Raw genomic sequence first — 27,000 nt, 5'->3', positions numbered from 1 at the left:
ATGCCCCCGCGCGCCCTCCTCCCCTCCTACCGGCGGCTGTTCGCGGCCCCCGGCGCCGCCGCCTTCACCCTCACCGGACTGCTCGCCCGCCTCGCGCTGTCGATGAACGGCGTCTCGCTGGTCGTCCTGCTCGCCGAGCGGCGCGGCTCGTATGCCCTGGCCGGCAGCGTCGCGGCGGCCGGACTGGTCACCGGCGCGATCGGGATGCCGCTGCTCGGGCGGCTGGTGGACCGCTACGGCCAGGCCCGGGTGACCGTCCCGGCCGCGCTCTACAACGTCCTGCCGCCGGTCGCCCTGCTGCTCTGCGTCCGGTCCGGCGCCCCCGACTGGACCCTCTACGCCTGCTGGGCGGCCTGCGCGGCCACGCCCAACCTCGGCGGCATGGCCCGGGCCCGCTGGGCGCACCTGTACCGGGCGGACCCGGCCGCCCGGCACCGGGCCAACTCGCTCGAACAGGCGCTGGACGAGCTCTGCTTCATGACCGGGCCGGTCCTGGCGACGGCGCTCTGCACGACGGTCGCCCCGGAGGCCGGACTGCTCACCGGCGCGACGTTCGGCGCGGCCGGCGCCCTGCTGTTCGCGGCCCAGCGGCGCACCGAACCGCCGACGGCCGCCCGCACCGCGCAGGACGCCCCCGGCTCCCCGCTGCGGGTGCCCGGGCTGCGCGTGCTGGTGCTCACCTTCCTCGCCACCGGCGTGGTCTTCGGCGCGACCGAGATCACCACCGTGGCGTACGCCGACGCGCTCGGGCACCGGGCGGCCGCGGGCCCGCTGCTGGGCCTGGTCGCGGGCGGATCCTGCGTGGCGGGGCTGCTGTTCGGGCTGCTGACGCCGCGCCGGGCACCCGGCGTGCGCTTCCTCGCCGGGGCCGCGGCGATGGCCGCGGTGCTGCTGCTGCCGCTCGCCGCCGGGCTGGGCGGGGCCGGGCTCGGCCTGCTCGGGGTGGTGCTGTTCGCGGGCGGCACGGCCACCGCGCCGACCATGGTGACCGGCATGACCCTCGTCCAGGAGCTGCTGCCGGGGCGACAGTTCAACGAGGGGATGGCGGTGGCGGTGTCCGGCATCGTGGTGGGCATCTCGGGCGGCGCGGCGCTCGCCGGGGCGGTCGCCGAGCACGCCGCGCCCGGCACCGGCTACCTGCTGCCGGCCGCCGCGGCCTCGCTGGCGCTGCTCATCGCGCTGGCCGGGCGGCGGCACCTGCGCGTCCCCGGCGGCTCGCGGGCCGCGGGCGGCTCACGGGCGCTGGACGGCGCCGAGGGCTCCGGTGCTCCCGGGGCTCCGACCCGCCCGGACGGCCCAGGCGGCTCGGACTGCTTGGACGGCCCGGACGGCCCGGGCGGCCCGGCGGAAAATGCCGAGCGGCCTGTCAGTGCCCCGGTCTAGCGTTCGGGCATGACGGAGATCACCTACGTCCGCGGCGATGCCACCGCGCCCCTCGGCAAGGGCGTGAAGGTGATCGCGCACGTCTGCAACGACCTCGGCGGCTGGGGCAAGGGCTTCGTGCTCGCGCTGTCCGGACGCTGGCCCGAGCCCGAGGCCGCGTTCCGGCGCTGGCACCGGGAACGGGCCGGGAACGACTTCGGGCTCGGCGCCCTCCAGCTGGTGCGGGTCGGGCCGTACGTCTGGGTGGCCAACATGGTCGGCCAGCGCGGCATCCGGACGGGGCGCTCCACGGGGGTGCCGGTCCGGTACGAGGCGATCGACACCGCGCTGGCCGCCCTGGGCGACCGGGCCCTGGAGCTCGGCGCGTCCGTCCACATGCCGCGGATCGGCTGCGGCCTGGCGGGCGGGCGCTGGGAGCGGGTCGAACCGCTGGTGGCGGCCCGGCTGGTGGCCCGGGGCGTACCGGTGACGGTCTACGACGTGGACTGAGCGGCAGCCGGCTCGGCGGCCGGGGCCTCGGCCGGCCAGCTGTACACGTACTCGGGCAGCACGTACCCGCCCGGGAACACGCCCTCCTGGGCCCGCGTCCGCACGGCGCCCTCGCGCTCGTAGAAGGCGATCGCCCGGGTGTTGTCGCGCAGCACCTCCAGGTACAGCTCGGCGCCGGGGTGCCGCTCGGCGACGTGCGCGCGGCCGGCGGCGAGCAGGGCGCGGCCGATCCCGCCGCCGGTCAGCCCGGGGCGGACGTGCAGGTTGTCGACCAGCACCCGGCCGTCCGGCTGCGGGACGAGGTAGACGAACCCGACCGTCCGCCCGCCCCGTTCGGCGATCAGCAGCTCGGGCTCGGCGGAGGGCTCGCCGTAGTCGGCGCCCAGCCGCAGCTCCCACAGCTCGCGCCGCTGGGCGGGCAGTCCGTCGCCGAGCGCCTCCGCGGGGACGATCCCCTCGTAGGCGGTGCGCCAGCTGCCGGCGTGCAGGTCGGCGACGGCGGCGGCGTCCCGCGGTCCGCCGCTGCGGATGGTGGTCTCCCCGTGGCTGATCATGTGACGAGCCTCCCACACCGACAGAGTTGAACATGTTCAAGCCGACCCTCTACAGTTCCGCCATGCTTTTGAACGCGTTCGAAAGGATGGGGGCGGCAGGTGCGGTACCGGACGCGGAGGGGACGTCCGGTACCGCACCCACCGACACCGGCTGGAGCCTCGTCTCCGGTTAGGCTCGTGCCCGTGGACGACCTGGCAGCGACGAACCGAACGGACGGCACGAGCGGCACGGCCGAGGCCGAGGCCGCACCCGGCGCGGACAGCGGGCCCCTGCCCGGCGGGCGGGCGCAACCGAAGACCGACAAGAGCGAGCAGACCCGGGCGCTGATCCTGGAGACGGCCATGCGCCTGTTCCAGGAACGCGGCTACGAGAAGACCACCATGCGCGCCATCGCGACCGAGGCGGGCGTCTCGGTCGGCAACGCCTACTACTACTTCTCCGCGAAGGAATTCCTGATCCAGGGGTTCTACGACCGGATGACCCACGACCACGCGGCGGACGCCAGGCGCCGGATGGCCCACACCCGGGACTTCGCCGAGCGGCTGCAGATCGCCCTGGACTCCTGGCTCGACACCGCCGCCCCGTACCACGAGTTCTCCGCCCAGTTCTTCCGCACGGCCGCCGATCCGAACAGCTCGCTCAGCCCGTTCTCCAACGAGTCCCACCCGGCGCGGGCGACGGCGGTCGAGCTCTTCCGCGACGTGCTGCAGGGCTCCGAACTGGCACCGAAGCTGGACGCCGAACTGGTCGACCTGCTGCCCGACGTGCTCTGGCTGCACCTCATGGTCGTCGTCCTCTACTGGGTCTTCGACCGGACCGAGGACACCGAGCGGACCAGGGAGTTCGTCCGCCGCTCCACCCCCATGGCGGCCCGGGTGATCAACCTCTCCCGCTACCGGGTCTTCCGGCCGATCGTCCGCGACGCCAAGGGCCTCATCCAGGACTTCATCCTCCCCACCATCGGCAAGACCGCCGTCAAGTAGCCGCGCCCGGCGGCGGGGAGGGTCCGGCGGGCGGTCAGAAGCCGTCCGGGTTCCAGGGCTGCAGGGGGGTGCGCAGCAGGAGGTCGGCGGCTGCGGCCGCGCCCGGGCGCAGTTCGGTGAGCAGGCCGGCGGCGGCCAGCCGGGGCGCCGTCTCGCCGCCCAGGTGGAGCGAGCCCAGGACGGAGGCGTCGAGGGCGAGGTCGGCGTCGTCGGTGGTCCGGACGCAGCGGCCGGTGCCGTCCGCGGCCACCTCGACCGCCCAGTGGCCGGCGGCGTAGCCGAGCCGGTCCTCGACCGCCAGCACCACCCGGCCCGGGGCGCCGTACGTCCGGGCGGCGAACGCCGCCTCGACGTCCAGCACCCGCAGCCAGGTGAAGTCCGCGTTGTCCACGTGGGGGGTGGCGGCGCGCGGGTCCTGGAGGAGCAGCGGCAGCGGGTCGTCCGGGCCGACGTTCTCCACCACCACCTTGCGCACCCAGTCGACGGACAGGACGAAGCGCCAGAGGCCGGCGGCGGTCGCCCGGTCGAGGGCGAGGAAGTCGACCACGGTGAGCGTGCAGTCGGGGTAGCTGCCGTCCCACTTGTCGTCGACCCGGTAGACCACCAGGCCGGTGACCGCGCCGTCGGCGTCCCGGTGCACGGCCGCGAACGGCTCCTTGAACTCGAAGCCCGGCACCTGGAGCTCGCCGGTGGAGCGCTTCCACCACAGCCCGTCGCGGGCGATCGCGCCCGGCTGGGTGCGGCGCCAGCGCTCGTGCAGGTCGGCGCCGACCTCGCGCAGCTCGGCCATGGTCACGAAGTCGATCCGGCCGCCGGGGACGGTCGGCAGGCCCTCGCGCAGCCCGCGGGTGCGCCGCAGGTCCACGTTCCAGCCGTGGCCGCGGGTGGCCGGGCCGAAGCCGTAGCGGCCGTAGATGTTGTACTCGGCGGCGATCAGGATGGCGACCGCCGAGCCGCGGTCGGCGGCGGCCGCCAAGTCCCGGCGCATCATGGCGCCGAGCAGGCCCCGGCGGCGGTGGGTGGCGCTCACCGTCACCGCGGTGATCGCGTCGGCCCGGACGGCGGCCCCGCCCGGGACGGTCAGCTCGACGTCGAAGCTGCGGAAGGTGGCGATGCAGCGCTCGCCGTCGAAGCCGCCGAGCATCCGGCCCGGCTCCCACTGCCGACGACGGAAGTCCGCCGCGCTGCCCACGTGCGAGCGCAGGAAGCCCGTCGCGAGCGCGCGGTCCCACGCGGCGACCTCGTCCTCGGCGATCGCGCGGATCCGGAGGCCGTCCACGACGTCCACGGCACCGTCATCGGTTCTGTTGCCCATCGGGCCACCGTACGGCTGCGCTCGTCCGGCGGCATCCGAATTATTCCGTGCCCGACCGGCGGTGCTCGCCGGGCGTCACCACCCAGTCGTGGCAGCGCAGCACGCGGTCCGCGAAGTCGACCTCCCGCTCGCCGAGCAGCCGGAAGCCGGGCCATCATCACCGGGTCGCAGCGCATCCGGACGTACGCCTCGACGTCCCCCTCCCGGACATCCCGCAGCAGCACGGCGTCTCCTCCCGGTCGTCGGACCACCCACGGTAGCCCCGGCCCCCGACGACGCCGGCCCGTCCCGAGCGAGGGGCCCCGGGACCCCTCCGGGCGCTACGGGCGGGCGTAGAAGTCCGGGGTGCCCATGATCCAGAGGCTGGCCTGTTTGACCGGCATGCCGACCCGGGGGGCCTCGATCATCTGGTCGTCGCCGATGTAGAGGCCGACGTGGTGGATGTCGGCGGCCCGGCCGGTGTCGCTCCAGAAGACCAGGTCCCCGGGGCGCAGCTGGCGGTAGCCGATCGGGGTGCTCTGGGCGTACTGGTCGGCGGCGAAGTGGTTGAGCGACCGGCCGCCCTCGCGCCAGGCGGTCATGGTCAGCCCCGAGCAGTCGTAGCCGTCCGGGCCCTCGCCGCCCCAGACGTAGGGCAGGCCGATCTTGGAACGAGCGAAGGCGACGGCGGCGGCGGCGCCCTCGGCGGACCACGGGCGGTCCGCGGGCGGTGCGGCCCCCATGGCCCCCGCGGCCCCCACGGCCTCCGCGGCCGCGGCGTCGGCGGCGGCCCGGTCGGCGGCGGCCTTCTCGGCGGCGGCGCGGGCGGCGGCCTCGGCCTCGCGGGCGGCGATCGCCTCCACCGCCTCGCGGCGCCGGCGTTCGAGCTCGACGGTGGTGTGCCGGGCGGCGGCCAGTTCGGTGAGCAGCTGCTCGCGGCGACGCGCGGTGGCGGCGACGGTGCTCTGCTGGGCGGCGAGCCCGGCCTCCGCCCTGCTCCTGGCGGCGCCGACCTCGGCGGCGGCCTTCTCGGCGGCCCCGGTGGCGGTGCGGGCGGCGGCGGAGGCCCGGGCGGCCGCGGCGGCGGTGGAGGTGGCGGCGTCCAGGATCTGCCGGGTGCGGTCGCTGGCGACGCCGACCGCGGTGGCGCGGTCGCCGGCCTCGCGCGGGCCGCGGGCGCCGAGCAGCGCGTTGAGGGCGGAGAGTTCGGCGCCCGCGCCCTGCCGGTAGGTCTCGGCGGCGAGCCGGGCGGCGTCCTCGGCGGCCTCGGTGCGCCGGGCCTCGGCGGCGGTGGCGCGGCCGGCCGCGGCGGTCTCCTCGGCGCGGGCCCGGGTGAGGGCGAGCTGGGCGCCGTTGTAGGCCTCGACGGCCCGTTCGGCGCTGTGCGCGGCCCGGTCGAGTTCGTCCCGGGCGGCGGTGAGTCCGGCCTCGACGGCCGTGACGGTGGCCGCCGTGCGGTCGGCCTCGGCGCGGGACCGGCCGATCTCCTCGGGGGTCGGGTACCGGTCGTCGCCGGTCGCGGGGCCGGCGGGGGCTCCCGGGCCGGCGGCCGGCGCGGGGTCGGCCGGCGCGGCCTGGGCGGCGGGGAGCAGCCCGAGCAGGGCGGTGAGGGACAACAGGAGGGTCGGCAGGAGCCTGCGTGCCACGAGACATCCCTTCTCACGGGTCCGGAGGGGATGACGGCCGGGCGGCCCCCGGGGCCCCGGAGGCCTCGGGACTCCCGGTCCGAAGGCCTGGGCGGCCGGGCGGCCGGGCAGCCGGTCCGAGGAGCTCCGGCGAATCATCCCATCACGTGACAGAACGGTCACTCGCCGATCATGTTCTCAACTCCGGCGCCTTTCCCACCCCGAACACGGTCCGCCGGTCGGGTGACCATCGGATGATCCGACCAGGAGTCGGCTTCGGCCCAGCCCCCGGGGGAGGCGGCCTACCGGTGGATCCGGGGGGTGTGGGTCCGCAGGTGGGGGTGCCGCGAGGAGCGCCGCTCCAGCCCGGTCGGCCGGACCGCGTACGTCCGGTTGCGGCCCGCCCGGACCGCCCGGCGGCGCTGCTGGGCGCCGCGGGACGGGCCCGGGAGGCCGACCGGCCCGAAGGCCGCGCCCTCCCCCGGGCCGAGCGGGGAGCCGGCGGCGGCCGCCGAGCGGCGGTCGGCCAGCCGGGCCTGGCGCCGGGCCAGCGCCCGGGCGGCGTGCGCGTCGAGGTGGGCGGTGGCCCGGGCGGCCATCCGCTCGGCCACCCGGTGCGCGGCGGGGTGGTTCGCCGGCACCTTGTCCGGCGCACCCGCGATCAGGTCGAAGAGCCAGGTGCGGGCCCGGTCGGCGCGCCGGTGCAGCAGGCGCTCGCGCCGGAGCGCACGCGCCCGCCGGCGGGGGCGCGTGGCGTACCGCCAGCGGGCCCACGGGCTGCTGGGCCGGGCCAGCCGGATCGCCCCGATCCAGGAGAGGCCGGGGACCATGATGCCCAGCAGGCCGGTCCACATCTTGCCCTTGATCAGGGTGATCACCGAGGCCAGCGCGTTCACCGAGATCACGGTGATCAGGCCCCACCTGGTCTCCTCGCCGGGCACCACGCCGAGCGGCACGTACCCGACCAGCAGCAGGGCGGTGAACAGGATCCCGAAGATCACCGCGTCCACCGACTTGCGGCCCTGCTCGCTCCAGTAGACGTCGTCCAGGTGCAGGATCAGGGCGAACTCGTCCAGCACCAGGCCGCAGCCGATGCCGAAGACCAGCCCGAACCAGTCGATCCACGGGTGCCCGCCGTAGGTGGCGAACACCCCGATGCCCCCGGCCAGCAGGAAGCCCAGGCCGAACACCATGTGGTGGATGTGCAGGCCGCCGGGGGTGACGTTGCCCGGCCACCAGCGGACCTGGGCGCGGATCATCCGGACGCTGAAGCGGATGAAGACGAAGGAGGTGATGAAGCCGACCAGCAGCAGGAGCAGCGGTTGCTTGTGCGCGGCGAGGATGTGCTCGCGGTAGCCGTCCAGCAGTGTGGTCATGCTTCTTACCTTCGTTCCTGGTCCTGCGTCCGGTCGGCCGTGACGTGGCCCGGAGGCCAACACCGGTCCAACGCCCGGTCAGAACCCGCGGGTGCGCTTGGCCGCCCGGCGCGGGCCCATCGGGTACAGCGACGGGCGCTCGCCGCCGACCGGGAGCTTCATGAAGAGTCGGGCGATCTCGCCCCCGAGGTTCACGCCGATCGCCAGCGCCATCGCGATCGCCGCCGCCCGGGAGACCGACACCAGGCCGGCGCTGGAGTGGCCCTGCGCGAAGGAGAGCATCCCGAGGTAGAGCGCCGACCCGGGCATCAGCGGGCCGATCGCGGCGGTCACGTACGGCAGCGCCGAGCCGTTGCGGTAGCGCGCCATCAGCTGCCCGAAGAGGCCGACCAGGCCCGCCGCCACCCCGGTGGCCGCGATCGGGGACAGGCCCGCGTTGTAGGCCAGGACGCCGTAGCTGGCCCAGCCGATGCCGCTGTTCAGCGTGACCAGGGCGAGCGAGCGCCGGTCGGTCTGCAGCAGGGTGGCGAAGGCCAGGGTGAGCACCAGCGCCGCGATCATCTGGACCGGCGGGTAGCTGACGCCCACCAGGCTCTCGTCCGGCCGCAGCTTCGCCTCGAAGCCGACGCCCAGGTAGAGGATCAGCATCACCCCGATCACGATGCCCGCGACCAGGTAGATCACCTCCAGCAGGCGTGCCGCGGCGGTGATGTAGAAGCCGGTCAGACCGTCCTGGACGGCGGCGACCAGGGCCCGCCCGGGCAGCAGCGCGAACAGGCCGCCGGTGATCACCACCGAACCGCGCAGCCCCCAGTCGTTGAAGGACAGGATGATCCCGGAGGCCGCGGCCGGCATCGCGGCCGCCACGAACTGGTAGAACTCCGGCAGCCGGCGCCGGGCCAGCATGGAGGCCAGCCGGTCGCCCAGGACGGCCGCGACGAAGGCGCTGGCGAAGACCAGCCAGGCCTTGTCGTCGGCCCGCCCGCCGACCAGGAAGGTGGCCGCGCCGGCCAGCAGACCAGTGGTCAGCGCGAGGAACCAGGCCGGGTAGGGGTGGCGGTTGCGGCGGATCGCGGCGAGCCGGCGGTAGGCGTCGTTGACCGTGACCTTCTCGGCGGTGATGTCCGCGACCAGCTCGTAGACCGCGTTCAGCCGGGTGTAGTCGGAGGTGCGGCGGCGCACCACGCGGTCGGCGGTGATCGGCGGCTCGACCAGCGAGGGCTGGTGCGAGATGCCGATGAGGGTGAAGGTCACCTGCGGCTCGCAGTGGTCCAGCCGGTAGGCGTGCGCGATGCCGAGCATCGCGGCCTCGACGTCCTCGGCGGCCTCCCCGCTGGCCAGCAGCAGCTCGCCGATGCGCAGCGTCAGGTCGAGGATGCGCGGGACGTTGCGGGTCGCGGCCGCGGAGGGGTGCAGTTCGCGGGCGGTCCGCTCGAAGGCGGGCCGCTCGGACATCGGGGTGCGCAGCAGGGTGCGCATCCGGTCCGGCCAGGGCGCCTCGCCGGGCGCGCCGGGGGTGAGGTCCGCGACGGGGATGCCGGTGGGCGGCGTGTAGCCGGCGGCCCGCCACTCCTCGGGGGTGAGGGTGTCCTCGGCGACCGAGCGGCGCCGGGCCGGCCGGGCGGCCCCGCCCGACGGCTCCAGTCCGGGGTGCGGCCCGGCCGCGACGGCCGGATCGGGCTCGAACGCGGGCTGGGCCTCGGACTCCGGCTCCGGCTCCGGCTCCGGCTCCGGCTCCGGCTCCGGCTCCGGCTCCGGCTCCGGCTCCGGCTCCGGCTCCGGGTTCAGCAGGCCCCTGGTCTCCGGGATCGGCGGAACGAGCGGGACGACGGTGACGGGCTCGACGAGCGGGGCCGGGTGGCCGAGCAGGCCCTCGGTGGGCGGTGCCTCGGCCGGGTCCACCGGCCGGACCGGCGGTGTCCGCCGCGCCTGGCGGACCGCCCGGCCCCCCCTCGCCCGCTTGCCGCCGCCCGGTCGGCCCCGCTTCGGCACTTCCGCTCCTCGCCACCCCTGGTGGCCGCCTGCCACCGTTCGATCTCGGGTTACACCTTGCCTGATCGAACAGCCGGACGCACATGTACGCGACGTAGCGTGACCATCCCCACGGGCGCCTACCCGGCGCGGTGACGGCTGGCGGCGGCCGCGCCGGAGCGGCGGGCCCGGAGCAGTTCGACGGCCACCGGGACCACCGAGACCAGCACGATGCCGACCAGGATGGCCTCGATGTTCTCCCGGACGAACGGGATCCGGCCGAGGAAGTAGCCGAGCACGGTGACCCCGGCGCCCCACAGGACGCCGCCGACGACGTTGAAGACCACGAAGGTGCGGTAGTTCATCCTGCTCACCCCGGCGACGATCGGGGTGAAGGTGCGCACGATCGGCACGAAGCGGGCCAGCACGATCGCCTTGGGCCCGTGCCGGTCGAAGAAGGCGGCGGCCTTCTCGACGTTCTCCTGCTTGAACAGGCGGGAGTCGGGGCGGCGGAACAGCCCCGGCCCGACCTTGCGGCCGAACAGGTAGCCGACCTGGTCCCCGGCCACCGCGGCGGCCACCACCAGCGCGCAGACCAGCCAGAGCGGCTGGTGCAGGTACGTGCCGCCGGCCACCAGCAGGCCGGTGGTGAAGAGCAGCGAGTCGCCGGGCAGGAAGAAGCCGATCAGCAGGCCGGACTCGGCGAAGACGATGGCCAGGATGCCGAGCAGGCCGAAGGTCGAGATCAGGTGGGTCGGATCGAGCCAGGACGGGCCGAGGGCGAGGCTGGTCACGGTGCGGGCACTCCGGGAGGTCGAGTCTTGGCAATGAAAAGGTAAAGCATTCACCAAGACTCGTCGGCCTCCGGAATGGTTCCCCGACCGGGCGGGGCGAGGCACCCCGCCCCCGTCCCGCCCCGCCGGACCTTCGAGAGCACCCGGTCAACTCTTGGTTGACAGCGGAGGGTTGCCGAAGAATCCCGGCCTGGCCCTCAACTCGCCCTTCCCACAACGGATTCGGCCGGCCGGACGGCGCCCGTCGGGCCGTCCGGCGGAACCCGGATACGACAACGCCATGACACCATCGGGGGAATTGCCACCCGTACGGTGGAGTTCGTCCACGCCGCTGGTGAATGCTGAACGTGCGACGTCAGGCAACGGCGCCACGGAGCGGCCACTCCGGATCGCGCCACATTTCGCACCCCAGCTCAGGGAGACCAGCGTGTCCCGTATTCGCGCAGCCGCCGCCGTCACCGCCCTCGGGGCGTTCCTCCTCGTGGGCATCGGCGCCACCGCCGCCCACGCCGACAACGGCGCCGGCGCCGTCGACCACTCCAACAGCAGCGTCGTGAACAACACCGGCTCCGGCAACATCATCGGCAACGTGACCGGCAACGTGGTCAACACCCAGCAGACCGCGACCGGTTCGGGCGCCGCCAACCAGAACAACGGGCTGGCCGTGACCGGCAACGGCGGCAACATCGGCGCCCTGCAGGGCAACGGCAACGTCGACGCCCGGGTCTACTACCCGCACGTCCTGTACTGAGGCGGGCCCGACAGGGCCCAGGCGCCGCTCCCGGGGTCTGCCACCGGGCGCCCCACCGGGCCGGGCGCCCGTTCCCTCCGGGCGGGGGCGGGCGCCCGGCCGCGGCCGTTCAGGACGAGCCCAGGACGGCCCGGCCCAGGCGCAGCAGGCACTCGCCGAGGTCCGGCCGGGCACTGTGCGGACGGTTCCGGACCCCGTCGTTGACCAGTGCGAACAGGGCGTGGACCCGGATCCGGGCCTCGACCGCGTCGTAGCCGGGCCGGACCTCGCGCAGCAGGCCGACCCAGGTCCGCAGGAAGTCGCGCCGGAAGTCCACCGCGGCCCGCCGGTCGGGCGGGGCCAGCCGCTCCGTCTCGCTGAGCATCGCGCCCAGGTAGTCCCCGTTGCGCAGCGCGAAGCCGACGTAGGCGCCCAGGCCGGCCTCGAGTGCGGCCCGCGGGCCGTCGGCGGCCGTGATCGCACCGTCCACCTGCTGCCAGAGCCGCTCACGGCTGCGCACCAGCGAGGCGGCGAGCAGCTGGGCCTTGCTGTCGAAGTGCCGGTACACGCTGGGGCCGGAGATGCCCACGGCGGCGCCGAGCTGGTCGGTGCTGACGTTGTCGAAGCCGCGCTGGTGGAAGAGCCGCACGGCCGCGGCGAGCAGTTCCTCCCGGCGGGCCGGCGGCCGGGGGGCGGGCAGCGGGTCGGCGGCAGCGACGGCCCGGGAGGCCGGGACGGCTTCGGTGACCCGGGCGCCCCGGGCGGCGGAGCCGGCCTCCGCGGTACCCGGGCCGACCGCGAGGACGGCGGCGACCAGGTCGCGCAGCACCGCCTCGGCTCGGCGGGGCTGCGGCGCGACCGTCTGGTAGGAGAGCCCGGCAGCCGCCGAGAGCGCCGACCAGCAGATCAACTCGACGTCCGGAGCGGACAGTTCGGGGCGCTCCGCGCCCAGCACGGCGGCCATCAGCCGGACGTCGGCGCGCAGCTCGCGGCGCAGCTCGGCCCGCCGGGCGGGTGGCAGCAGCCGGGCGTCGCGCTGCACCAGGGTGCCGAGCGGGCGGTGCCCGACCGCGACGGCGGCCAGCGCGGCACCGAGCTCGCCGCCGGTGCGGGCCGCGCGCAGCCCGTCGGCCAGCGCGTCCAGGCCCAACCGGACGGCGCGGTCGAGCAGTTCGGGCTTGCCGCGGAAGTGCCGGTAGAGGGCCGGCGCGGTGATGCCGACCCCGGCCGCGACCTCGCTCATGGAGACCTGGTGGTAGCCGCTGCGGTGGAAGCGGTCGGCCGCCACCGCGAGGATCTGGGCGCGCCGACCGGGCGGCCTCCGGACCACCATGGCCGCCTCCCTCCCGTCCGCTCCGGCCGCCGGACCGCGGCGCCGCCGGCCCCCCGGACCCTGCCGACTCCCGGACTCCCGGACTCTTGGGATCAGGCTAGCAAGGATTCACTTGACGGCACCGCGAGCCCGCGACCACCGCCCGTTTCCGGCCTCGTCGACCCTGGACAGCCGAAGCTACCCGGGATTAACTTGTGGGGCCATCACCTGGCACGTTCAGCCTCCGCCGGCCCCACCGGCCGGTCGCCACCGAAGGGAGCGCCACCGTGCGCCGCACCGTGTTCAACGAGGACCACGAGGCCTTCCGGGAGACCATCCGGGACTTCATCGCCAACGAGGTCGTCCCGGTCTACGAGAGCTGGGAGGCCGAGGGGCACCCGCCGCGCGACTTCTACCGCCAGCTAGGCGAGCTCGGCGTCTACGGCATCGAGGTGCCGGAGGAGTACGGCGGCGCCGGCGAGAGCGGCTTCAAGTACCAGGCCGTGATCGCCGAGGAGACCGCCAGAGCCGGCGTGAGCTTCGGCTCCTCGGGCGTGCACACCGGGCTCGTCCTGCCGTACCTGCTGGAGTACGCGAACGAGGAGCAGAAGCGGCGCTGGCTGCCCGGCTTCGTCTCCGGCGACATCATGACGGCGATCGCGATGACCGAGCCGGGCGCCGGCTCCGACCTCGCGGGCATCACCACCACCGCCCGGCTCTCCGAGGACGGCACCCACTACGTCCTGAACGGCGCCAAGACCTTCATCACCGGCGGCGTGCTGGCCGACCTCGTCCTGGTGGTCTGCCGCACCGCGCCGTACGACCCGGAGAACCGCCGGGCCGGGCTCTCCATCCTCTGCGTGGACACCGCCTCCGCGGGGTACAGCGTGGGCCGCAAGCTGCAGAAGATCGGCCTGCGCACCTCGGACACCGCCGAACTGGCGTTCAGCGACGTCAAGGTGCCGGTGGAGGACCTGCTCGGCGAGGAGGGCATGGCCTTCGCCTACCTGACCCACAACCTGGTGCAGGAGCGGCTGGCGATCGCGGTCGGCGCGTACGCGTCCGCCGCCGCCGCGGTGCGGTTCGCGGTGCAGTACGTCAAGGACCGCAAGGTGTTCGGCAAGGCCGTCGCGGAGTTCCAGAACACCAAGTTCACCCTCGCCGACTGCGAGGCCCAGGTGGTGGCGCAGCAGTCGATGGTCGACCGGGCGCTGGAGCTGTACCAGAACGGCGAGCTGAGCGTGGCCGACGCGGCCGCCGCCAAGCTGTTCTGCACCGAGTCGGCGTCCGTCGTGATCGACAAGTGCCTTCAGCTGCACGGCGGTTACGGCTACATCCTGGAGTACCCGATCGCCCGGCTCTACACCGACAACCGGGTCTTCCGGATCTACGGCGGCACCAGCGAGGTCATGCGCAGCATCATCGCCAAGTCGCTCGGGCTGTAGGCGCTGCTCGGACCGCGGGCGTCGCCCGGCCCGCGGTCCGGTTCACGGCCGCGGCGGGCCGCACCCCCATGGCGGCCCGCCGCGCCGCGCGGTGGCGGCGCGGGCCGGCCGGTCGGGTGCGCCCGGACGGCGGGGCCGCGGTCAGTTGGGCGAGCTGTGCTCGGTGCGCCAGGCCTCCCAGCCGGCGTTGGACGCCACCTTCGCCTCGTGCAGTGCCCGGTGGGCCATCGCGGACGGCGGGGTGTCGAGCCCGCGCATCCAGTTGCGGCCGGCCGTGGCCAGTGCCGCGCACACCATCACCGCGCCGGCCATGCCGATCACGGCGCCGACGCCGCTGAGCACCGCACCGCCGGCCAGCATCGGGCGGTTGACCTGGAAGCCGCTGAAAAGATTCTGGTTGGTCGCCATGCCTCCACGATGCGGGCACTCGGCGGGAGTCGCACGTCGAACGACTCCGGGCGGGCGTCGACGGCCCCGGACGGGCCCCGGACAGGCTCCGCCGGGCCCGCGGCGGGCGGGCCGGTGGAGTGGACGGCCCGGGCGGACCGGGGGGCGGACCGCCGGCTCCGGGTGCGCGGAGCGGACGCGTCCGCGACCCTGGGCGCAGGACCCCGGCCGGCGGGGCCGGGAGGACGCCCGATGCCCGATCTCGAACAGCTCGCCGTGGAGCACGCCGCCCGCGCGGCCGAGAGCCCGCACGGGCGCAGCGCCCACCTGGTGCTGCACGACGGCCTCCTGCGGCAGACCGTGATCGCCCTGACCGCCGGCACCTCGCTGGACGAGCACACCCCGCCCACCGCCGGCAGCGTGCAGGTGCTGCGCGGCCGGGTCTCGCTGACCATCGCCGGCCGGCACCTGGAACTGCCGACGGGGCGGCTGGAACCGGTGCCCCAGGAGCGGCACGGGCTGCTGGCCCACGTCGACTCGGTGGTGCTGCTGACCGTCGTCACCGCATGAGGCCCGCCGTCACCGCATGAGGCCCGCCGTCACCGCACCGTGAGAGTGACCGCCGTCACCGCACCGTGAGGGCGCCCGCCCTCAGGCGGCGGCCGGGCCGAGCACCCCGCCGCTGACCAGGCGCAGCCCGCGCAGGAACTCCCGCCCGCTCGGCACCTGGTCCGGGGAGGCCAGCCACTGCGCGGCGTACCCGGCCAGCAGGGTCTGGTAGAAGGCGCCGCGGACGAGTTCCTCCTCGGTGTCCGGGACCTCGGGCAGCCCCTGGAACAGCGCGGCCAGGCCGAGCCGGCCCTCCTTCTGCGCGCCCGCGAACGCCTCCGCCAGTTCGGGGGCGTGCCCGGTCTGGGCGAGCGCCTCGAACTGGGCCGCCCAGAGTCCGCGGTGCGTGGCGAAGACGCCGCGCAGGCCGTCCCAGACGGCGGCGAAGCGCTCCTCCGGGTCGGCCGAGACCTGGTTGGCGGCGTCCACGACGGCCCCCAGGGCCGCCCCCATGTCCCCGATCGCCTCGATCATCGCCGCGTTGAGCAGGGCGTCCTTGGAGCCGAAGTGGTAGCCGATCGCGGCGAGGCTGACGCCCGAGGCGGTCGCGATGTCGCGGGCCGTGGTGCGTCCGTAGCCCTTCTCGTACAGGCAGCGCTTGGCGCCGGCCATCAGGTCTTCGCGGTTTCCCATGCCCCGAATCCTACGGAAGGTCTGGACGAATGTCTTGCACGAATGTCTTGGACGATCGATTTACACATCTGTACTAGACAAGCGTCTGACACATCCGTACTGTCATCCCCATGACCGCAACCACCGGCCGCGCAGGCCGCCGCGAATGGATCGGCCTGGCCGTCCTCCTGCTCCCGACGCTCGTCCTCGCGATGGACATGGGCGTCCTCTTCTTCGCCGTCCCGTACATCTCCACCGAGCTGGCCCCCAGCGGCACCCAGCAGCTGTGGATCATGGACATCTACTCGTTCCTGCTCGCCGGCCTGCTCATCACCATGGGCGCGCTGGGCGACCGCATCGGCCGGCGCCGGCTTCTGATGGTCGGCGCGGCCGGGTTCATCGGTGCCTCACTGCTGGCCGCCAGGGCCGACACCGCCGGCGGGCTGATCGCCGCCCGCGCCCTGCTCGGCGTCGCCGGGGCCACCGTGATGCCCTCGACGCTCGCGCTGATCCGCACGATGTTCCACGACCCGCGGCAGCGGCAGGCCGCCCTCGGCGCCTGGGGCGGCGTCCTCACCGCCGGCGCCACCCTCGGCCCCGTCGCCGGCGGCCTGCTGCTCGACCACTACTGGTGGGGCTCCGCGTTCCTGCCCGCCGTCCCGGTGATGGCCCTGGTCCTGCTCGCCGCCCCCGCCGTGCTCCCCGAGCACCGCGCCGCCACCCCCGCCGGCCGCTTCGACCTGCCCGGCGCCGCCCTCTCGATCGCCGCGATCCTCCCGCTCGTCTACGGGGTCAAGACCCTCGCCGTCGACGGCTGGCACCCGCTGCCCGCCCTCGCCATCCCGGCCGGTCTGCTGCTCGGCGCCGCGTTCGTCCGGCGCCAGCGCACCGCCGCCCACCCGCTGCTCGACCTCGGCCTGTTCCGGATCCGCACCTTCACCGGCGCGATCACCGTCAACACCATCGCGATGTTCGCGATGATGGGCTTCTCCCTCTTCACCTCGCAGTACCTGCAGCTGGTCAAGGGGATGAGCCCGCTCACCGCCTCGCTCTGGTCGCTCGCGCCCAGCCTCGGCGTCGGTGCGGCCGTCGGGATCACCTCGGCGCTGGCCGGCCGGGTCCGCCCGGCGGTCCTGATGGGCGGCGGCTTCCTCGTCGCCGCCGCGGGCTTCGCGATGATGACCGCGGTCGGCGCCCACTCCCCGCTGGCGGTCATCCTCGTGGCGGCGGGCGTGCTCGCCGCCGGCACCGTCGGCACCATGACCATGACCGCCGAGATGGTCGTCTCCGCCGCACCCGTCGAGCGGGCCGGCGCCGCCTCCGCCACCTCCGAGACCGCCGTCGAACTGGGCAGCTCGCTCGGCATCGCCCTGCTCGGCGCGGCCGGCGCCGCGGTCTACCGCCACCAGCTGGACGGCGCCCTCCCGGCCGGGCTCGACGGCGAGGCCGGCCGGGCCGCCCGGGACACCCTCGGCGGCGCGGTGACCACCGCCGCCCACCTCCCCGACCGGCTCGGCTCCGACCTGCTGGAGACCGCCCGGACCGCCTTCACCGACGGCCTGCACGTCGCCGCCGTCGTCGGCCTGGTCTTCGCCCTCGGCGCCGCGGTGCTGGCCCGCCGCCTGATGGGCCACCTCCCCGCCGCCGCCCCCGCCCCGAAGGCCGGGGCCGAAACGGTCACCGCCTGACCGGCCCACCCGGCCGGCCCGGTCCACGCGAGTCATCGAGAGCCCCCGCCCACCCGGGCGGGGGCTCTCCGCCGTTCCCGGCAGCCGCGGTACGCCTCCCGACGGTTCCCGACCGCCGCCCCGACCGCCGGACCGGGCCGCCGGACCGCGGAAGGCGGGCCGGGGCGGGGCGGTCTAGGCTCTGGCGCAGTGGGCGCGAGGAGCGCGAGGAGGCCGTGATGCCGGAGCCCGGGGAGGCCGACGAGGAGCGGGAACCGCTCGACTACCGCTTCTCGCTCGCCAACGAGCGGACCTTCCTGGCCTGGATCCGCACCTCGCTGGGCCTGCTCGCGGGCGGCATCGCGGTGGACCAGCTCACCCCCGACATCGCCCCGGAGCCGCTGCGGGTCACCCTGGCCGTGGTCTGCGCGCTCGGCGGCGCGGTGCTGGGGCTGACGGCCTACCAGCGGTGGACGAAGGTGGAGGCGGCGATGCGGGCGGGCGCGCCGTTGCCGCGGACCCGGGTGCTGCTGGTGCTGTCCACCGGGGTCGCGGTGGTCGCGGCGGTGCTGTGCGGGCTGATCATCGGCTACTCCGGCTGACCCCGCGGCCGCGTCGGCGACGCACACGACGCTTGCGTTCCGCTCGAACGGCACCTGGTTTTCGGCCAGCGTTTCCCGGCCGGTGTATCCGTTCGCCGTCAGTGCCAGGCATACTGGCCAGCACGGGCAACAGCCCACCTCGTGACTCTAGACAAGAAGGGACCGGTGGCCAGGGATGCTGCGGAACGGTCTTGAGCCCTGGCACCTCCTGGTGGTGCTGGCGGTCGTGGTCCTGCTGTTCGGATCGAAGAAGCTGCCGGAGATGGCCCGTGGCCTGGGCAAGTCCATGCGCATCCTGAAGGCGGAGACCAAGGCTCTGCGCGACGAGGACGCCCCGGCGGACGCCGCACAGGCCGCCGGCACCGCGCAGAGCACGGCCGCCCCCCAGCCCGCCGTCACGCCGACCAACGTGACCAAGGCCACCGAGACGAAGCGGCCCGAGACGACCGCCTGAGTCCCGCACTCGCCCCCGAAGCCCCCGGTACCGTCCGACGACGGCGCCGGGGGCTTCGTCGTACGGTGACCCGCACGGCGCCCGGCCCGAGGGCCCGACCCGGACGGAGCAGCCCGGCGGGCGCCGGAGGCCCCGGCGGAACAGGCTGGGCGGGATGTCCGAGAACCCGCTGCCGCCTCCCGCGCCCGTCGACCTGCGGGCCTGGTCCTATCTGCTCCTCGCGTTCACACTGCTGATGGTCGGGTACTTCACCCTGCCGCTGGAGTGGTTCGGCAACCGCCGACCGGTGGTGAGCTGGACCTTCTTCGCGGCGGCGGTGGCCGGGATGACCTGGCTGCTGCTGGCCAAGATGGCCGGCGTGATGCGCGGGACGGCCAAGCGGCCGGTGGTCTGGCTGATCTTCCTGATCTGCATGGCGCTGACCATCTTCGCCGCGACGTACTACGTGATGGGGAGTCACAAGTCGGAGTTCGCGGGGCTGGAGACCCGGCTGGACGCGCTGTACTTCACGGTCGTCACCATGGCGACGGTCGGCTACGGCGACATCACCCCGGCGGGGCAGACGGCGCGGCTCATCGTGACGATGCAGATCGCCTACAACTTCGTCTTCCTCGCGGCGGCCGCCGGGACGCTGTCGAAGGCGGTCCGCAGCAACGTGGAGAGCCGGATCGCCCAGGGGACGGGCGGGCGGCCCCGGCGCGGCCGGCGTCACGGGGGGTGACGACCCGGAGTGACGACGGCGAGCCCCGCCCTGGTCGGGCGGGGCTCGCGGGGCGGTGCCGGTGGGCCCGCCGACGGGGCGGGCGGGGCCGGTGGAGGTCAGCGGCCGCCGGTGACCAGGATCTGGGCGGAGCCGTCCGGCATGCCGGCGATGCCGACGCGCTGGGCGTTGAAGGTGCTCGCGCCGTAGGCGCCGGCGATCGGGGCGAAGCCGGTCCAGCTGCCGTCCGAGTTGCGGCTCCGGTGGTAGACGTTGCCGTCGTTGCCGATGGCCAGGACCTGGGCGGTGCCGTCCGGGGTGATGGTGATCGAGGCCTGGCTGGCCGCCATGGTGGGGGTGCCGACGCCGTCGATCGGGGCGAAGCCGGTCCAGCTGCCGTCGGAGCGGCGGATCTCGTGGTAGACGTTGCCGTCGCCGGGGATGACGAGGAGCTGGGCCGAGCCGTCGCGGTTGGCGGCGATGGAGACGTCGGACGCGTGGACCGGGCCGCCGTCGGTGCCGAGCACCGGCTGGAACGGGGTCCAGGAGCCGTCGGCGGCGCGGACGGTGTGGTAGACGACGCCGTCGCCGCCGATCGCCAGGGTCTGCGAGGAGCCGTCCGGGCCGACCGCGATCGACACCCGGCCCGCCTTCATCGGGGAGCCGTCCTTGAGGACGAGCGGCTGGAAGGCGCTCCAGGAGCCGTTCGCGCTGCGGATCGCGTGGTAGAGCACGGTGTCGGCGCCGACGGCGAGCACCTGGGCCGAGCCGTCCGGGCCGACCGCGATCGACACCTGGCTGGCGGCCATCTGCTTGCCGTTGAAGTCGGTCAGGGCACCCCAGGGCTGCCAACTGCCGCTGGTGTAACGGACGGTGTGGTAGACGTTGCCGTCCAGGCCGATGCCGACCACCTGCGAGGAGCCGTCGGGCGCGGCCGCGATGGCCTCCTCGGTGCCGTTGAACTGCGGGGCCGTGGCGACACCGTTGAGCGCGCCGAGGCCGGTCCAGGTGCCGTCCGCGTTGCGGGTCCCGTGGAAGAACTGGCCCTTGGTCTTGCTGACCGTGGGCGCGGAGTCGTCCGCGATCCGGTTGTAGCGGTAGGCGTAGAAGTGCCGGCTGTTGATCTCGCTGCGGTTCATCACCCGGGCGCGGGTCGGGCCGGAGCGGCTCCACTCCTCGATGATGTTGGCCGCGTTGTGCGAGCCGTCGGTCCAGCCGACGAAGAGCGCGGTGTGGGTGTCGATGTTGTTGAGGGCGTCGCCCGGCTGGAGGTCGTCGAGGCCGATCCGGGTGGAGACGTTGACCAGCGAGTTGGTGTTCAGGCTGTCCGTCAGCTGCCAGGCCATCGAGACCAGGCCGGAGCAGTCCTGCCGGTAGCGACCGCCGGTCTCGGCGTCGGCCCACCAGCCGTACGGGCTGACCAGGCCGTTGGGGCTGTACGGGACGGCCTTGTTCACCCAGTCCTGGGCCCGGGCCACGGCCTGGCTGCGGGTCACCGTGCCGCCGGGGGCGGCGCCGTTGCCGAGCGTGCCGGTCGAGGTCGGGGTCCGCCAGGAGGCGACCACGGTGTCGGCCTGGGCGGGCATGACGGAGAACACCGCGGAGGCGGAGACGGCGGCGAGGCCGATGGCGAGGGAGCGGGAGAGGGCGCGACGGGACACGACGGATCCTTTGATGGTCATGATCGGGTCAGAGTTCTTCGGTGGTGCTCCCCCGCGACCGGGCGGGAGCGGACGGCGGCGTCGAACCGCCGGAGGGGGGAGGGCGTGCGGGCCGCGGCCGGGCGGCTGCCCTGCAGGAGCAGCCGGTGCGGCGGGGTGCGGCGGCCCGTGGGGCCGGGGTGGAACGGCCCGGGCCGGGCGGCGCGGGCGGGGTGGGCAGGGTGGCACTACGCGGAGCGGGCGGGCGGAACGGCCCGGACGGCGCTGCGCAGGGCGGGGCTCGATCAGCCCCAGATCATGTCGTAGGCGACGACGGGGGCGCCGGAGACGCCGGCGGTGGTGCTGGTGGCGGTGGTGGCGCTGCCGGCGTCGGCGGTGGCGACGGCGGGGGCCAGACCGGCCAGGGCGAGGGCGAGGGTGGCGACCGCGGCGGCCTTGGCGATGACGGTGCGGAGCATGACGGTGTCCTCTTCTACGGGTGCGACGGCTGGGTGGGTCCGGTGGTCGCGTCCCGCGGTGACGGATCCTCCGGCGCCGTCCGGAGCGGTGCTCCCTGGCGGCGATCACTAGCTTCGTCGCAGCTCAGCGGCAGTGGAAGGGAATCCGGCTGGCCGGAAACGTCCCTGGACCGTTCCGGCCAGGGCCCGTCTCAGAGCCCCAGCAGCCGCTCGTAGAAGGGCGCCAGCAGCGGCGCGGCGCCGCGCGCCGCACGCCAGCCCGCGAACTGCGGGAGCGCGGTCAGCGCCCGGTGGCAGAAGCGGTCGGTCCGCGCCTCGGCGTCCTCCAGCCGGTCGGCCAGCAGGTAGACGCCCAGCACCGGATCCGCGCCCGGGTGCGGGTGGACGACGAGGTGCTCGATCCGGTCCTCCGGCCACACCTCTCCGCGCAGCAGCTCACGGGCGTCGGAGGGCAGCGCCAGCCCCGGGGACACGGGCCGCAGTACGGCATGAACGAGATACATACGACGAGCGTGCCGAACCCGGCAAACGATGCACAGGGGCCGAACATGGACGCTCCCGTCCTTGGCCGAAACCGTCCACCGGGCGGTGTGGCACCCCTCCGACCCGCTGTGGAATGATCGTCTACGCTTCGAACACGAGTCCATCACGGGGGTTTGGACATGCTGACGACGCTGGGGCTGGACACCGCCTCGGAGGCGGTCTACCGGGCCATGCTCGCCCATCCGAACGACGGGGTGGAGGGTCTGTGCACCCGGCTCTCACTCACCGAGGAGCAGGTCAGGAACGCCCTCGACCTGCTCAGCGAGCTCGCCCTGCTGCGCCCCTCCGCCGAACGCCCCGGCGAGCTGCGGGCCGTCTCCCCGGACGTCGGCATGGAGATCCTGATGGCCCGCCAGCAGGCCGAGCTGGCGGCCCAGCAGCTGCGCATCGAGGCCTCCCGCGCCGCGGCCGCCCAGCTCATCGCCGAGTACGCCGACCTGCGGCCCACCAAGGCCCACCCCGACGTCGAGCACCTCGTCGGCCTCGACCGGATCCGGGACCGCCTCTCCGCCCTCACCCGCGAGATGCGCCACGAGGTGATGACCTTCTCCCCCGACGGCGCCCAGAAGCCCGAGAACATCGAGGCCGCCAAGCCGCTCAACCAGGACCTGCTGTCCCGCGGCATCCGGATGCGCACCGTCTACCTCGACAGCGTGCGCAACAGCCCGCACACCGTCGACTACGTCAACTGGCTCGCCACCCACGGCGGCCAGGTCCGCACCGTCCCGGCGCTCCCCACCCGCATGATCGTCGTCGACCGCTCCACGGCCGTCATCCCGGTCCAGAGCGACGACACCGCCGCCGGCGCCGTCGTCCTCAGCGGCGAGGGCATGCTCACGGCGCTGTGCGCCCTCTTCGAGACCGTCTGGGCCGGCGCGCAGCCCCTGGGCGACGCCGCCGCCCCCGACGAGCACGGCCTCACCCCGCAGGAGCACACCGCCCTCACCCTGCTCTCCGACGGCCACACCGACGAGGCCATCGCCAAGCGCCTCGGTGTGTCCCCGCGCACCGCGCGGCGCATCGCCAACGACCTCATGGAGCGTCTCGACGCCCGCAGCCGCTTCCAGGCCGGCGTCCGCGCCGCCCAGGCCGGCTGGCTCTGAGACGGTCCCGCGGCGCCGCGGTCAGCGGCTCGTGTCGATGACGCAGAAGCGGTTGCCCTCGGGGCAGGCGAGCACCACGAAGTCCGGGTCCTCGGGGTAGCTGTCCCAGTCGACCCGCCGGGCGCCGAGCGACACCAGTCGCTCGACCTCGGCGGCCTGGTCGGCGGCGTCGCCGGCGTAGAGGTCCAGGTGCACCCGGGGGTGCTCCTGGACGGGCGACTCGCTGACGCCCAGCGCGATCTGCACGCCGCCGCCGGCGGCGGGGACGAGCACCGTCCAGTCCGCCCCGACCTCGCCGTCGCGCGCGCGGTAGCCGAGCGCCGCGGTCCAGAAGGCGACCGCGCGCGGCATGTCGGAGACACCGAGGACGACGGATCCGAGAGTCAGCATCCCGCCATTGTGACGGCCCGCCAGCACCCCTGCGGCGCCGGGCCCTCAGCCGGTCCCTCAGTCGTTCTGGTCGCCGGCCGTCGCGTGCAGGGTGATCAGCAGGGCCGACAGCCGGGCGTTCCAGTTGGCGTTGGTCGCGGGGTCGATGGCGTGCTTCTTCGCCATGTCGCGGATCACCTTCTGGGCGTCCTTCAGCTCCTGGGCGGCGTCGTCCGGGGAGCCCTCGTTGAGGCGGGCCGAGGCGTCGTCGAGGATCCGCAGCAGCTCGACCTGGCGGTCGCGGTCCTTGCCGACCTGGGCCTGCGCGACGGCCTGGCGGAAGGCGTTGAGCTGGAGCGCCGGGGCCTGGTTGCGGGGGACGACGGGGGCCGCCGTGGTCGGGAGGGCGGCCGGGGTGGTGGGCGCCGCCGGGGTCGGGGTCGGGGTGGGCGCGGCCGTCGGGCGGGCGGAGGCGGTGGCCGCGGGCGGCTTGGCCGCCGGGGTCGCGTGGCCGGCCGGCTCGTCGAAGGCGGTGACGGCCAGCGCGGTGACCCCGGCGAGCCCGGCCACCCCGAGGGCGCCCAGCACGAGCGGCCGGCGCCGGCTGCGGGCGGCGGGCGCCGGCGGGGCCGCCGGGACAGGGGCCATCAGCGAGGTGGCGGGCGCCGCGGCCTGCGGCGGCAGCAGAGTGGTGTGCTGCTGGTCGGCGTTCGCCGCCGGGACGGGCGGGAGCAGCTGGGTGGCGGCGGCGGTGGCGAGGAGTTCGGTCGTCGGGTCGCCGACCGCGAGCCCGGGCACGGTGGAGAGGAGCTCGTACCGCGCCGCGGCCGCGTCCGCGGGCCGGTCGGCGGGCTTCTTGGCGAGCAGCCGCAGGACCGCGGCGTCCAGGGCCGGCGGCAGACCGGGGCGGCGGGCCGACGGCGGCAGCGCCTGTTCGCCGACGTGCTTGAAGGCGATCGCCACCGGACTCTCGGCGGTGAACGGGGTCGCGCCGGTCAGCATCTCGGTGAGCACGCAGCCGACGGCGTAGAGGTCGGTGCGGCCGTCCAGCGCCGAGGCCGTGGCCTGCTCGGGCGACAGGTACGCGGCCGTGCCGAGCACGCTCGCGGTCTGGGTGAGGTTGCTGGAGGACCCGGCCCGGGCGATGCCGAAGTCGACGACCTTCACGCCGCCGTCGTCGGTGATCATGATGTTGCCGGGCTTGATGTCGCGGTGGACCAGCCCGGCCGCGTGCGCGACCGCCAGCGCCTCGCAGACCGCCGCCGCGATGCCGACGGCCCGCTCCACCGGCAGGGCCGGCTGCTGCGCCAGCACGGCGGCGAGCGAACGCCCGTTGACGAGCTCCATGACGATGAACGGGGTGCCCTCGTCGACGCCGGAGTCGAAGACCATGACGATCCTCGGGTGCACCAGCATCGCGGCGTGCTGCGCCTCCCGGCCGAACCTCTCGGCGAAGCGGGGGTCGTCGGCGAGGCCTCCGTTGAGGACCTTGACGGCCACCTGCCGGCCCAGCACGTGGTCCACGCCGCGCCAGACGGTGGCCATGCCGCCGACGCCGAGTATCTCGACGAGTTCGTAACGCCCGTTCAGCGCCCGTCCGATCACTGGAGCTCCCCTCACGTGCCGTGCCCGGGGTTCCGGGCCGCCTCGTGCACCCGTGCACGATAGCCGCCCGGCCGGACCGCCCCGCCGGGGGCGGGGAGGCGGTCGGGGGACCGGGCAGCGGTCCCCCGGCCGCCGGCACGGGGGGTGCGGCCCGCCCTGACTGCGGGCGGGCGGGCCGCACGTTCCGGGCCGGCCGGCCGGCGGCGCGTCCGGGGTGATGCGCCTGCCGGTCCGGCCGGGGCCGGCCGGGTGGACGGTGGGCACGGGGGAGCCGACCGGCCACCCGGGGTCTTCGGGTGGTCCTGCGTACTGCGGGTACTGCAGGTCCTGCGGGTGGTGCGGGTGGTGCGATCCGGGTGGGCGGCGGGCCCGGGGGGATTCGCCCGCCGCCCACCCGGAGTCCGGGGGGTTACCGCCGGCCCGACTGGTCGTCCTCGGGCCGGTCCGGTTTGACCGGGCTCGGGCGGGCGTCCGGCACGACCGGTACGGCCGGCACCGTGGAGGCGGTGCCGCCGGCCCTGCCGGGCTGCTTGGCCGCGTCGCCGCCGTTGGTGCCGGCGTCCGTGCCGCCCTTGCCCTTGCCGTTGGCGTTGTCGTTTCCGTTGGTGTTGTCGTTGCCGCCCTTGCCGGCGCCGGGGCTCGGCACCGCCCGGCCCGGGTCGCGGGGCTGCGGGGCGGCGCCCTGGTGGTCGTCGTCGCCCTGCTTCCCGGCGCCGTCCGCGCAGTACTCCGCCACCTTCTCCGCCCCGCCGGCCGCCGCGACCAGGGGGGCGTAGAGCGGGTCGGTGAGCAGCTGGCGCGAGCGCTCGCCCTTGCCCGTCCGGTCGGCGAACCCGCGGCAGAGCGGGACCAGCGCGGGCGGGACCTGCCGGGCGCCGCGTCCGTCGGCACCGGCGGAGGGGGCGCCGGGCGCCGGGGCGGTGGACGGCGCGACCTGCTGCGGGGCACCGGACGGGCCGGTGCCGGACGGGCGCGGGGACGCCCCGGCCGGCGCGGCACTGCGCGGCGGGGTGCCGGACGGGTGGCCGGACGCGCTGCCGCCGCCGGTGGCGAGCATGTGCTCCGGCTCGGCGGGGCCGCCCAGCGGGGACGGCAGGTTCCCGGTGCCGGCGGCGACCGCGACCCCGCACAGCGCCGTGGCGCCGAGCACGACGGCAACGGCCTTCGTGCTGAAGGCCCTGGCCAGCGTGGCGGTCGCCATCGATCGTCTCCGGACGGGTGCGGTCACTACGGGGTCGGACGCGAGACGGGCCTCCCGGAAGGCGGCCAGGGCGTGCTCCTCCCCGGCCAGCTCGTCGACCGTCGCCGGGGCGGCGGCCGCGGCGAGGACCCGGGCGACTGCCCCGGGACCGCCGTCCGGTCCGGTGAGCGAGGCGTCCTGCCCGGCCGGCGGGCCGCCCACGGCACCGCCGAGCAGGTGCTCGGCCGTGTCACGGTCGATCCGACGGGATCGGTTGGTGCTCATCTCATGTCCTTCAGCGTCGCGGCCCGGCGTTCTGTCACACCCTGCGCAGTACTTTTTTTCGCGGACCGCCCCGCGGCCCGTCCCGCGGGTCGTTCGGCGGGCTCCGCGGCCGCCCGCGCGGCCGGGATGCCGGTACCGGCCGCGAAGGGCTGCTCCAGCAGCGTGGCCAGCTTGCGCAGCCCCCGGTGGGCGGCCATCCGGACGCTGCCGGCCCGCTTGCCGAGCACCCGGGCGGCGCTCTCGGCGTCCAGTTCCATCACCACCCGCAGCAGGACGGCCTCGGCCTGGTCGCGCGGCAGCCGGGAGATCAGCGCCAGTGCGTCGGCGGTGCCGACGGTGGTGAGCGCGGCGCGCGCGGTGTCGTCCCCGGCGGCCAGCTCGGCGAGGTACTCGAAGGGCAGGTCGGTGACCGGGCGGCGGCGGCGGGCGCGCAGGTGGTCGAGCGCGCGGTGGCGGGCCACGGTGGCGGCCCAGCCGCGGAAGCCGTCCCCGTCCCCGGAGAAGCCGCGCAGGTCGCGGGCGATCTGCAGCCAGGTCTCGGAGGCGATGTCCTCGGCGTCCTGGGCGTCCTCGGGACGCCCGCCGACCAGTACCCGCAGGTAGCGCAGCAGGCCCGGCTGGACCGTCCGGAACAGCAGCCGGAACGCGTCCTCGTCCCCCGCCTGCGCGGCCCGGACGGCCTCGGTCAGATCGACGGGGGCGACGGGCCCGCCGGGTGGTGGGCCGGCGGAAGGGACTGGTCCGGACCGGCCGACGGGGCTGTCGGTGCCCGCTCCGGGGCGCTCTGCACTCTGCACCCGCCACATCA

The 27,000-nt window shown here is 75.2% G+C and carries 27 protein-coding genes; 11 read left to right on the top strand and 16 right to left on the bottom strand.

Features of this window, described 5'->3' with window-relative positions; translation table 11 throughout:
- Both ACFYUY_RS19550 and ACFYUY_RS19545 read left to right on the top strand, forming a co-directional pair.
- A complete protein-coding gene (locus ACFYUY_RS19550; RefSeq protein WP_387901969.1) occupies window positions 1-1,383 on the top strand; it encodes an MFS transporter in 1,383 nt (460 codons plus the stop codon).
- A 9-nt stretch (window positions 1,384-1,392) separates the two neighbouring features.
- Complete coding sequence (locus ACFYUY_RS19545; RefSeq protein ID WP_360211231.1) at window positions 1,393-1,872, top strand: macro domain-containing protein; 480 nt, start codon at window positions 1,393-1,395, stop codon at window positions 1,870-1,872.
- Here the strand turns inward: ACFYUY_RS19545 and ACFYUY_RS19540 are convergent.
- Window positions 1,857-2,426, bottom strand: coding sequence for a GNAT family N-acetyltransferase (locus ACFYUY_RS19540; protein ID WP_387901965.1), 570 nt, complete (start codon window positions 2,424-2,426; stop codon window positions 1,857-1,859). The genes ACFYUY_RS19545 and ACFYUY_RS19540 overlap by 16 nt on opposite strands.
- A 192-nt stretch (window positions 2,427-2,618) precedes the next feature.
- Here ACFYUY_RS19540 and ACFYUY_RS19535 point away from each other — a divergent pair, with 192 nt between their 5' ends.
- On the top strand, window positions 2,619-3,410 hold the full coding sequence (locus ACFYUY_RS19535) for a TetR family transcriptional regulator (RefSeq protein WP_387902139.1): 792 nt from the start codon (window positions 2,619-2,621) through the stop codon (window positions 3,408-3,410).
- A 34-nt stretch (window positions 3,411-3,444) separates the two neighbouring features.
- Here ACFYUY_RS19535 and ACFYUY_RS19530 read toward each other — a convergent pair whose 3' ends face one another.
- The 5 genes from ACFYUY_RS19530 to ACFYUY_RS19510 form a co-directional block, all read right to left on the bottom strand.
- The gene (locus ACFYUY_RS19530; protein WP_360211225.1) at window positions 3,445-4,725 is read right to left on the bottom strand and encodes a GNAT family N-acetyltransferase; all 1,281 of its coding nucleotides are present in this window, start codon (window positions 4,723-4,725) and stop codon (window positions 3,445-3,447) included.
- A 320-nt stretch (window positions 4,726-5,045) separates the two neighbouring features.
- Complete coding sequence (locus tag ACFYUY_RS19525; protein WP_387901962.1) at window positions 5,046-6,350, bottom strand: C40 family peptidase; 1,305 nt, start codon at window positions 6,348-6,350, stop codon at window positions 5,046-5,048.
- Window positions 6,351-6,631: 281 nt separating this feature from the next.
- Window positions 6,632-7,705 (bottom strand): hypothetical protein, encoded by a 1,074-nt coding sequence (locus tag ACFYUY_RS19520; RefSeq protein WP_360211221.1) that lies wholly within the window; start codon window positions 7,703-7,705, stop codon window positions 6,632-6,634.
- A 78-nt stretch (window positions 7,706-7,783) separates the two neighbouring features.
- A complete protein-coding gene (locus ACFYUY_RS19515) occupies window positions 7,784-9,493 on the bottom strand; it encodes a threonine/serine exporter family protein (protein WP_387902136.1) in 1,710 nt (569 codons plus the stop codon).
- Between the two features lie 323 nt (window positions 9,494-9,816).
- Entirely contained in the window at window positions 9,817-10,470 is a 654-nt protein-coding gene (locus tag ACFYUY_RS19510) for a VTT domain-containing protein (protein WP_360211217.1), read from the bottom strand.
- A 427-nt stretch (window positions 10,471-10,897) separates the two neighbouring features.
- Between ACFYUY_RS19510 and ACFYUY_RS19505 the strand changes: the two genes are divergently transcribed.
- Window positions 10,898-11,221, top strand: coding sequence for a hypothetical protein (locus tag ACFYUY_RS19505; RefSeq protein WP_360211215.1), 324 nt, complete (start codon window positions 10,898-10,900; stop codon window positions 11,219-11,221).
- A 109-nt stretch (window positions 11,222-11,330) separates the two neighbouring features.
- Here ACFYUY_RS19505 and ACFYUY_RS19500 read toward each other — a convergent pair whose 3' ends face one another.
- On the bottom strand, window positions 11,331-12,533 hold the full coding sequence (locus tag ACFYUY_RS19500) for a TetR/AcrR family transcriptional regulator (protein ID WP_387901958.1): 1,203 nt from the start codon (window positions 12,531-12,533) through the stop codon (window positions 11,331-11,333).
- A 266-nt stretch (window positions 12,534-12,799) separates the two neighbouring features.
- Here ACFYUY_RS19500 and ACFYUY_RS19495 point away from each other — a divergent pair, with 266 nt between their 5' ends.
- Window positions 12,800-13,957 carry an acyl-CoA dehydrogenase family protein gene (locus ACFYUY_RS19495; protein WP_387901956.1) on the top strand — a complete coding sequence of 386 codons (1,158 nt, stop codon included), beginning with the start codon at window positions 12,800-12,802 and terminating at the stop codon, window positions 13,955-13,957.
- Window positions 13,958-14,098: 141 nt separating this feature from the next.
- On the opposite strand, the gene ACFYUY_RS19490 is transcribed toward ACFYUY_RS19495, so the two are convergent.
- Window positions 14,099-14,365, bottom strand: coding sequence for a hypothetical protein (locus ACFYUY_RS19490; protein ID WP_360211209.1), 267 nt, complete (start codon window positions 14,363-14,365; stop codon window positions 14,099-14,101).
- 231 nt (window positions 14,366-14,596) lie between these two features.
- Here ACFYUY_RS19490 and ACFYUY_RS19485 point away from each other — a divergent pair, with 231 nt between their 5' ends.
- Complete coding sequence (locus tag ACFYUY_RS19485) at window positions 14,597-14,914, top strand: cupin (protein WP_387901953.1); 318 nt, start codon at window positions 14,597-14,599, stop codon at window positions 14,912-14,914.
- An 81-nt stretch (window positions 14,915-14,995) separates the two neighbouring features.
- On the opposite strand, the gene ACFYUY_RS19480 is transcribed toward ACFYUY_RS19485, so the two are convergent.
- Complete coding sequence (locus ACFYUY_RS19480) at window positions 14,996-15,586, bottom strand: TetR/AcrR family transcriptional regulator (protein WP_360211205.1); 591 nt, start codon at window positions 15,584-15,586, stop codon at window positions 14,996-14,998.
- Between the two features lie 110 nt (window positions 15,587-15,696).
- Here ACFYUY_RS19480 and ACFYUY_RS19475 point away from each other — a divergent pair, with 110 nt between their 5' ends.
- The 4 genes from ACFYUY_RS19475 to ACFYUY_RS19460 all read left to right on the top strand — a co-directional run bounded on the left by ACFYUY_RS19475 (window position 15,697) and on the right by ACFYUY_RS19460 (window position 19,009).
- A complete protein-coding gene (locus ACFYUY_RS19475; RefSeq protein ID WP_360211203.1) occupies window positions 15,697-17,253 on the top strand; it encodes an MFS transporter in 1,557 nt (518 codons plus the stop codon).
- 218 nt (window positions 17,254-17,471) lie between these two features.
- Window positions 17,472-17,834 carry a DUF202 domain-containing protein gene (locus ACFYUY_RS19470; protein WP_360211201.1) on the top strand — a complete coding sequence of 121 codons (363 nt, stop codon included), beginning with the start codon at window positions 17,472-17,474 and terminating at the stop codon, window positions 17,832-17,834.
- 175 nt (window positions 17,835-18,009) lie between these two features.
- The gene (gene tatA, locus ACFYUY_RS19465) at window positions 18,010-18,288 is read left to right on the top strand and encodes a Sec-independent protein translocase subunit TatA (RefSeq protein WP_360211199.1); all 279 of its coding nucleotides are present in this window, start codon (window positions 18,010-18,012) and stop codon (window positions 18,286-18,288) included.
- 154 nt (window positions 18,289-18,442) lie between these two features.
- On the top strand, window positions 18,443-19,009 hold the full coding sequence (locus ACFYUY_RS19460; protein WP_360211197.1) for a potassium channel family protein: 567 nt from the start codon (window positions 18,443-18,445) through the stop codon (window positions 19,007-19,009).
- A gap of 98 nt (window positions 19,010-19,107) precedes the next feature.
- Here the strand turns inward: ACFYUY_RS19460 and ACFYUY_RS19455 are convergent, their stop codons facing one another.
- The 3 genes from ACFYUY_RS19455 to ACFYUY_RS19445 form a co-directional block, all read right to left on the bottom strand.
- Window positions 19,108-20,649 carry a hypothetical protein gene (locus tag ACFYUY_RS19455; protein ID WP_360211195.1) on the bottom strand — a complete coding sequence of 514 codons (1,542 nt, stop codon included), beginning with the start codon at window positions 20,647-20,649 and terminating at the stop codon, window positions 19,108-19,110.
- A gap of 284 nt (window positions 20,650-20,933) precedes the next feature.
- On the bottom strand, window positions 20,934-21,107 hold the full coding sequence (locus ACFYUY_RS19450) for a hypothetical protein (protein ID WP_387901948.1): 174 nt from the start codon (window positions 21,105-21,107) through the stop codon (window positions 20,934-20,936).
- A gap of 191 nt (window positions 21,108-21,298) precedes the next feature.
- Window positions 21,299-21,610, bottom strand: a complete 312-nt coding sequence (locus ACFYUY_RS19445; protein WP_360211191.1) for a hypothetical protein — start codon at window positions 21,608-21,610, stop codon at window positions 21,299-21,301.
- Between the two features lie 159 nt (window positions 21,611-21,769).
- Between ACFYUY_RS19445 and ACFYUY_RS19440 the strand changes: the two genes are divergently transcribed.
- On the top strand, window positions 21,770-22,753 hold the full coding sequence (locus tag ACFYUY_RS19440) for a LuxR C-terminal-related transcriptional regulator (protein ID WP_360211189.1): 984 nt from the start codon (window positions 21,770-21,772) through the stop codon (window positions 22,751-22,753).
- A 21-nt stretch (window positions 22,754-22,774) separates the two neighbouring features.
- Here the strand turns inward: ACFYUY_RS19440 and ACFYUY_RS19435 are convergent, their stop codons facing one another.
- From ACFYUY_RS19435 to ACFYUY_RS19420, 4 genes are all read right to left on the bottom strand, one after another.
- Window positions 22,775-23,143, bottom strand: coding sequence for a VOC family protein (locus tag ACFYUY_RS19435; protein WP_387901945.1), 369 nt, complete (start codon window positions 23,141-23,143; stop codon window positions 22,775-22,777).
- Window positions 23,144-23,200: 57 nt separating this feature from the next.
- Window positions 23,201-24,727, bottom strand: a complete 1,527-nt coding sequence (locus tag ACFYUY_RS19430) for a protein kinase (protein WP_387901942.1) — start codon at window positions 24,725-24,727, stop codon at window positions 23,201-23,203.
- A gap of 409 nt (window positions 24,728-25,136) precedes the next feature.
- Complete coding sequence (locus tag ACFYUY_RS19425) at window positions 25,137-26,192, bottom strand: hypothetical protein (RefSeq protein ID WP_360211183.1); 1,056 nt, start codon at window positions 26,190-26,192, stop codon at window positions 25,137-25,139.
- Complete coding sequence (locus ACFYUY_RS19420; RefSeq protein WP_360211310.1) at window positions 26,189-26,998, bottom strand: RNA polymerase sigma factor; 810 nt, start codon at window positions 26,996-26,998, stop codon at window positions 26,189-26,191. The genes ACFYUY_RS19425 and ACFYUY_RS19420 overlap by 4 nt, the downstream gene beginning before the upstream one ends.
- Window positions 26,999-27,000 lie beyond the last annotated feature (2 nt).

Source organism: Kitasatospora sp. NPDC004745 (genome assembly GCF_042873275.1).
In the GTDB taxonomy this organism is placed as follows: domain Bacteria; phylum Actinomycetota; class Actinomycetes; order Streptomycetales; family Streptomycetaceae; genus Kitasatospora.
This window is presented reverse-complemented; position numbering and strand designations above follow the sequence as displayed.

Excerpts from the sequence above, each read along its gene's own strand:
- ACFYUY_RS19550 (WP_387901969.1), top strand. The coding sequence starts at position 1 with ATGCCCCCGCGCGCCCTCCTCCCCTCCTACCGGCGGCTGTTCGCGGCC.
- ACFYUY_RS19545 (WP_360211231.1), top strand. The coding sequence starts at position 1,393 with ATGACGGAGATCACCTACGTCCGCGGCGATGCCACCGCGCCCCTCGGC.
- ACFYUY_RS19540 (WP_387901965.1), bottom strand. The coding sequence starts at position 2,426 with ATGATCAGCCACGGGGAGACCACCATCCGCAGCGGCGGACCGCGGGAC.
- ACFYUY_RS19530 (WP_360211225.1), bottom strand. The coding sequence starts at position 4,725 with ATGGGCAACAGAACCGATGACGGTGCCGTGGACGTCGTGGACGGCCTC.
- ACFYUY_RS19520 (WP_360211221.1), bottom strand. The coding sequence starts at position 7,705 with ATGACCACACTGCTGGACGGCTACCGCGAGCACATCCTCGCCGCGCAC.
- ACFYUY_RS19500 (WP_387901958.1), bottom strand. The coding sequence starts at position 12,533 with ATGGTGGTCCGGAGGCCGCCCGGTCGGCGCGCCCAGATCCTCGCGGTG.
- ACFYUY_RS19490 (WP_360211209.1), bottom strand. The coding sequence starts at position 14,365 with ATGGCGACCAACCAGAATCTTTTCAGCGGCTTCCAGGTCAACCGCCCG.
- ACFYUY_RS19485 (WP_387901953.1), top strand. The coding sequence starts at position 14,597 with ATGCCCGATCTCGAACAGCTCGCCGTGGAGCACGCCGCCCGCGCGGCC.
- ACFYUY_RS19480 (WP_360211205.1), bottom strand. The coding sequence starts at position 15,586 with ATGGGAAACCGCGAAGACCTGATGGCCGGCGCCAAGCGCTGCCTGTAC.
- ACFYUY_RS19475 (WP_360211203.1), top strand. The coding sequence starts at position 15,697 with ATGACCGCAACCACCGGCCGCGCAGGCCGCCGCGAATGGATCGGCCTG.
- ACFYUY_RS19470 (WP_360211201.1), top strand. The coding sequence starts at position 17,472 with ATGCCGGAGCCCGGGGAGGCCGACGAGGAGCGGGAACCGCTCGACTAC.
- tatA (WP_360211199.1), top strand. The coding sequence starts at position 18,010 with ATGCTGCGGAACGGTCTTGAGCCCTGGCACCTCCTGGTGGTGCTGGCG.
- ACFYUY_RS19460 (WP_360211197.1), top strand. The coding sequence starts at position 18,443 with ATGTCCGAGAACCCGCTGCCGCCTCCCGCGCCCGTCGACCTGCGGGCC.
- ACFYUY_RS19450 (WP_387901948.1), bottom strand. The coding sequence starts at position 21,107 with ATGCTCCGCACCGTCATCGCCAAGGCCGCCGCGGTCGCCACCCTCGCC.
- ACFYUY_RS19445 (WP_360211191.1), bottom strand. The coding sequence starts at position 21,610 with ATGTATCTCGTTCATGCCGTACTGCGGCCCGTGTCCCCGGGGCTGGCG.
- ACFYUY_RS19440 (WP_360211189.1), top strand. The coding sequence starts at position 21,770 with ATGCTGACGACGCTGGGGCTGGACACCGCCTCGGAGGCGGTCTACCGG.
- ACFYUY_RS19435 (WP_387901945.1), bottom strand. The coding sequence starts at position 23,143 with ATGCTGACTCTCGGATCCGTCGTCCTCGGTGTCTCCGACATGCCGCGC.
- ACFYUY_RS19425 (WP_360211183.1), bottom strand. The coding sequence starts at position 26,192 with ATGAGCACCAACCGATCCCGTCGGATCGACCGTGACACGGCCGAGCAC.
- ACFYUY_RS19420 (WP_360211310.1), bottom strand. The coding sequence starts at position 26,998 with ATGTGGCGGGTGCAGAGTGCAGAGCGCCCCGGAGCGGGCACCGACAGC.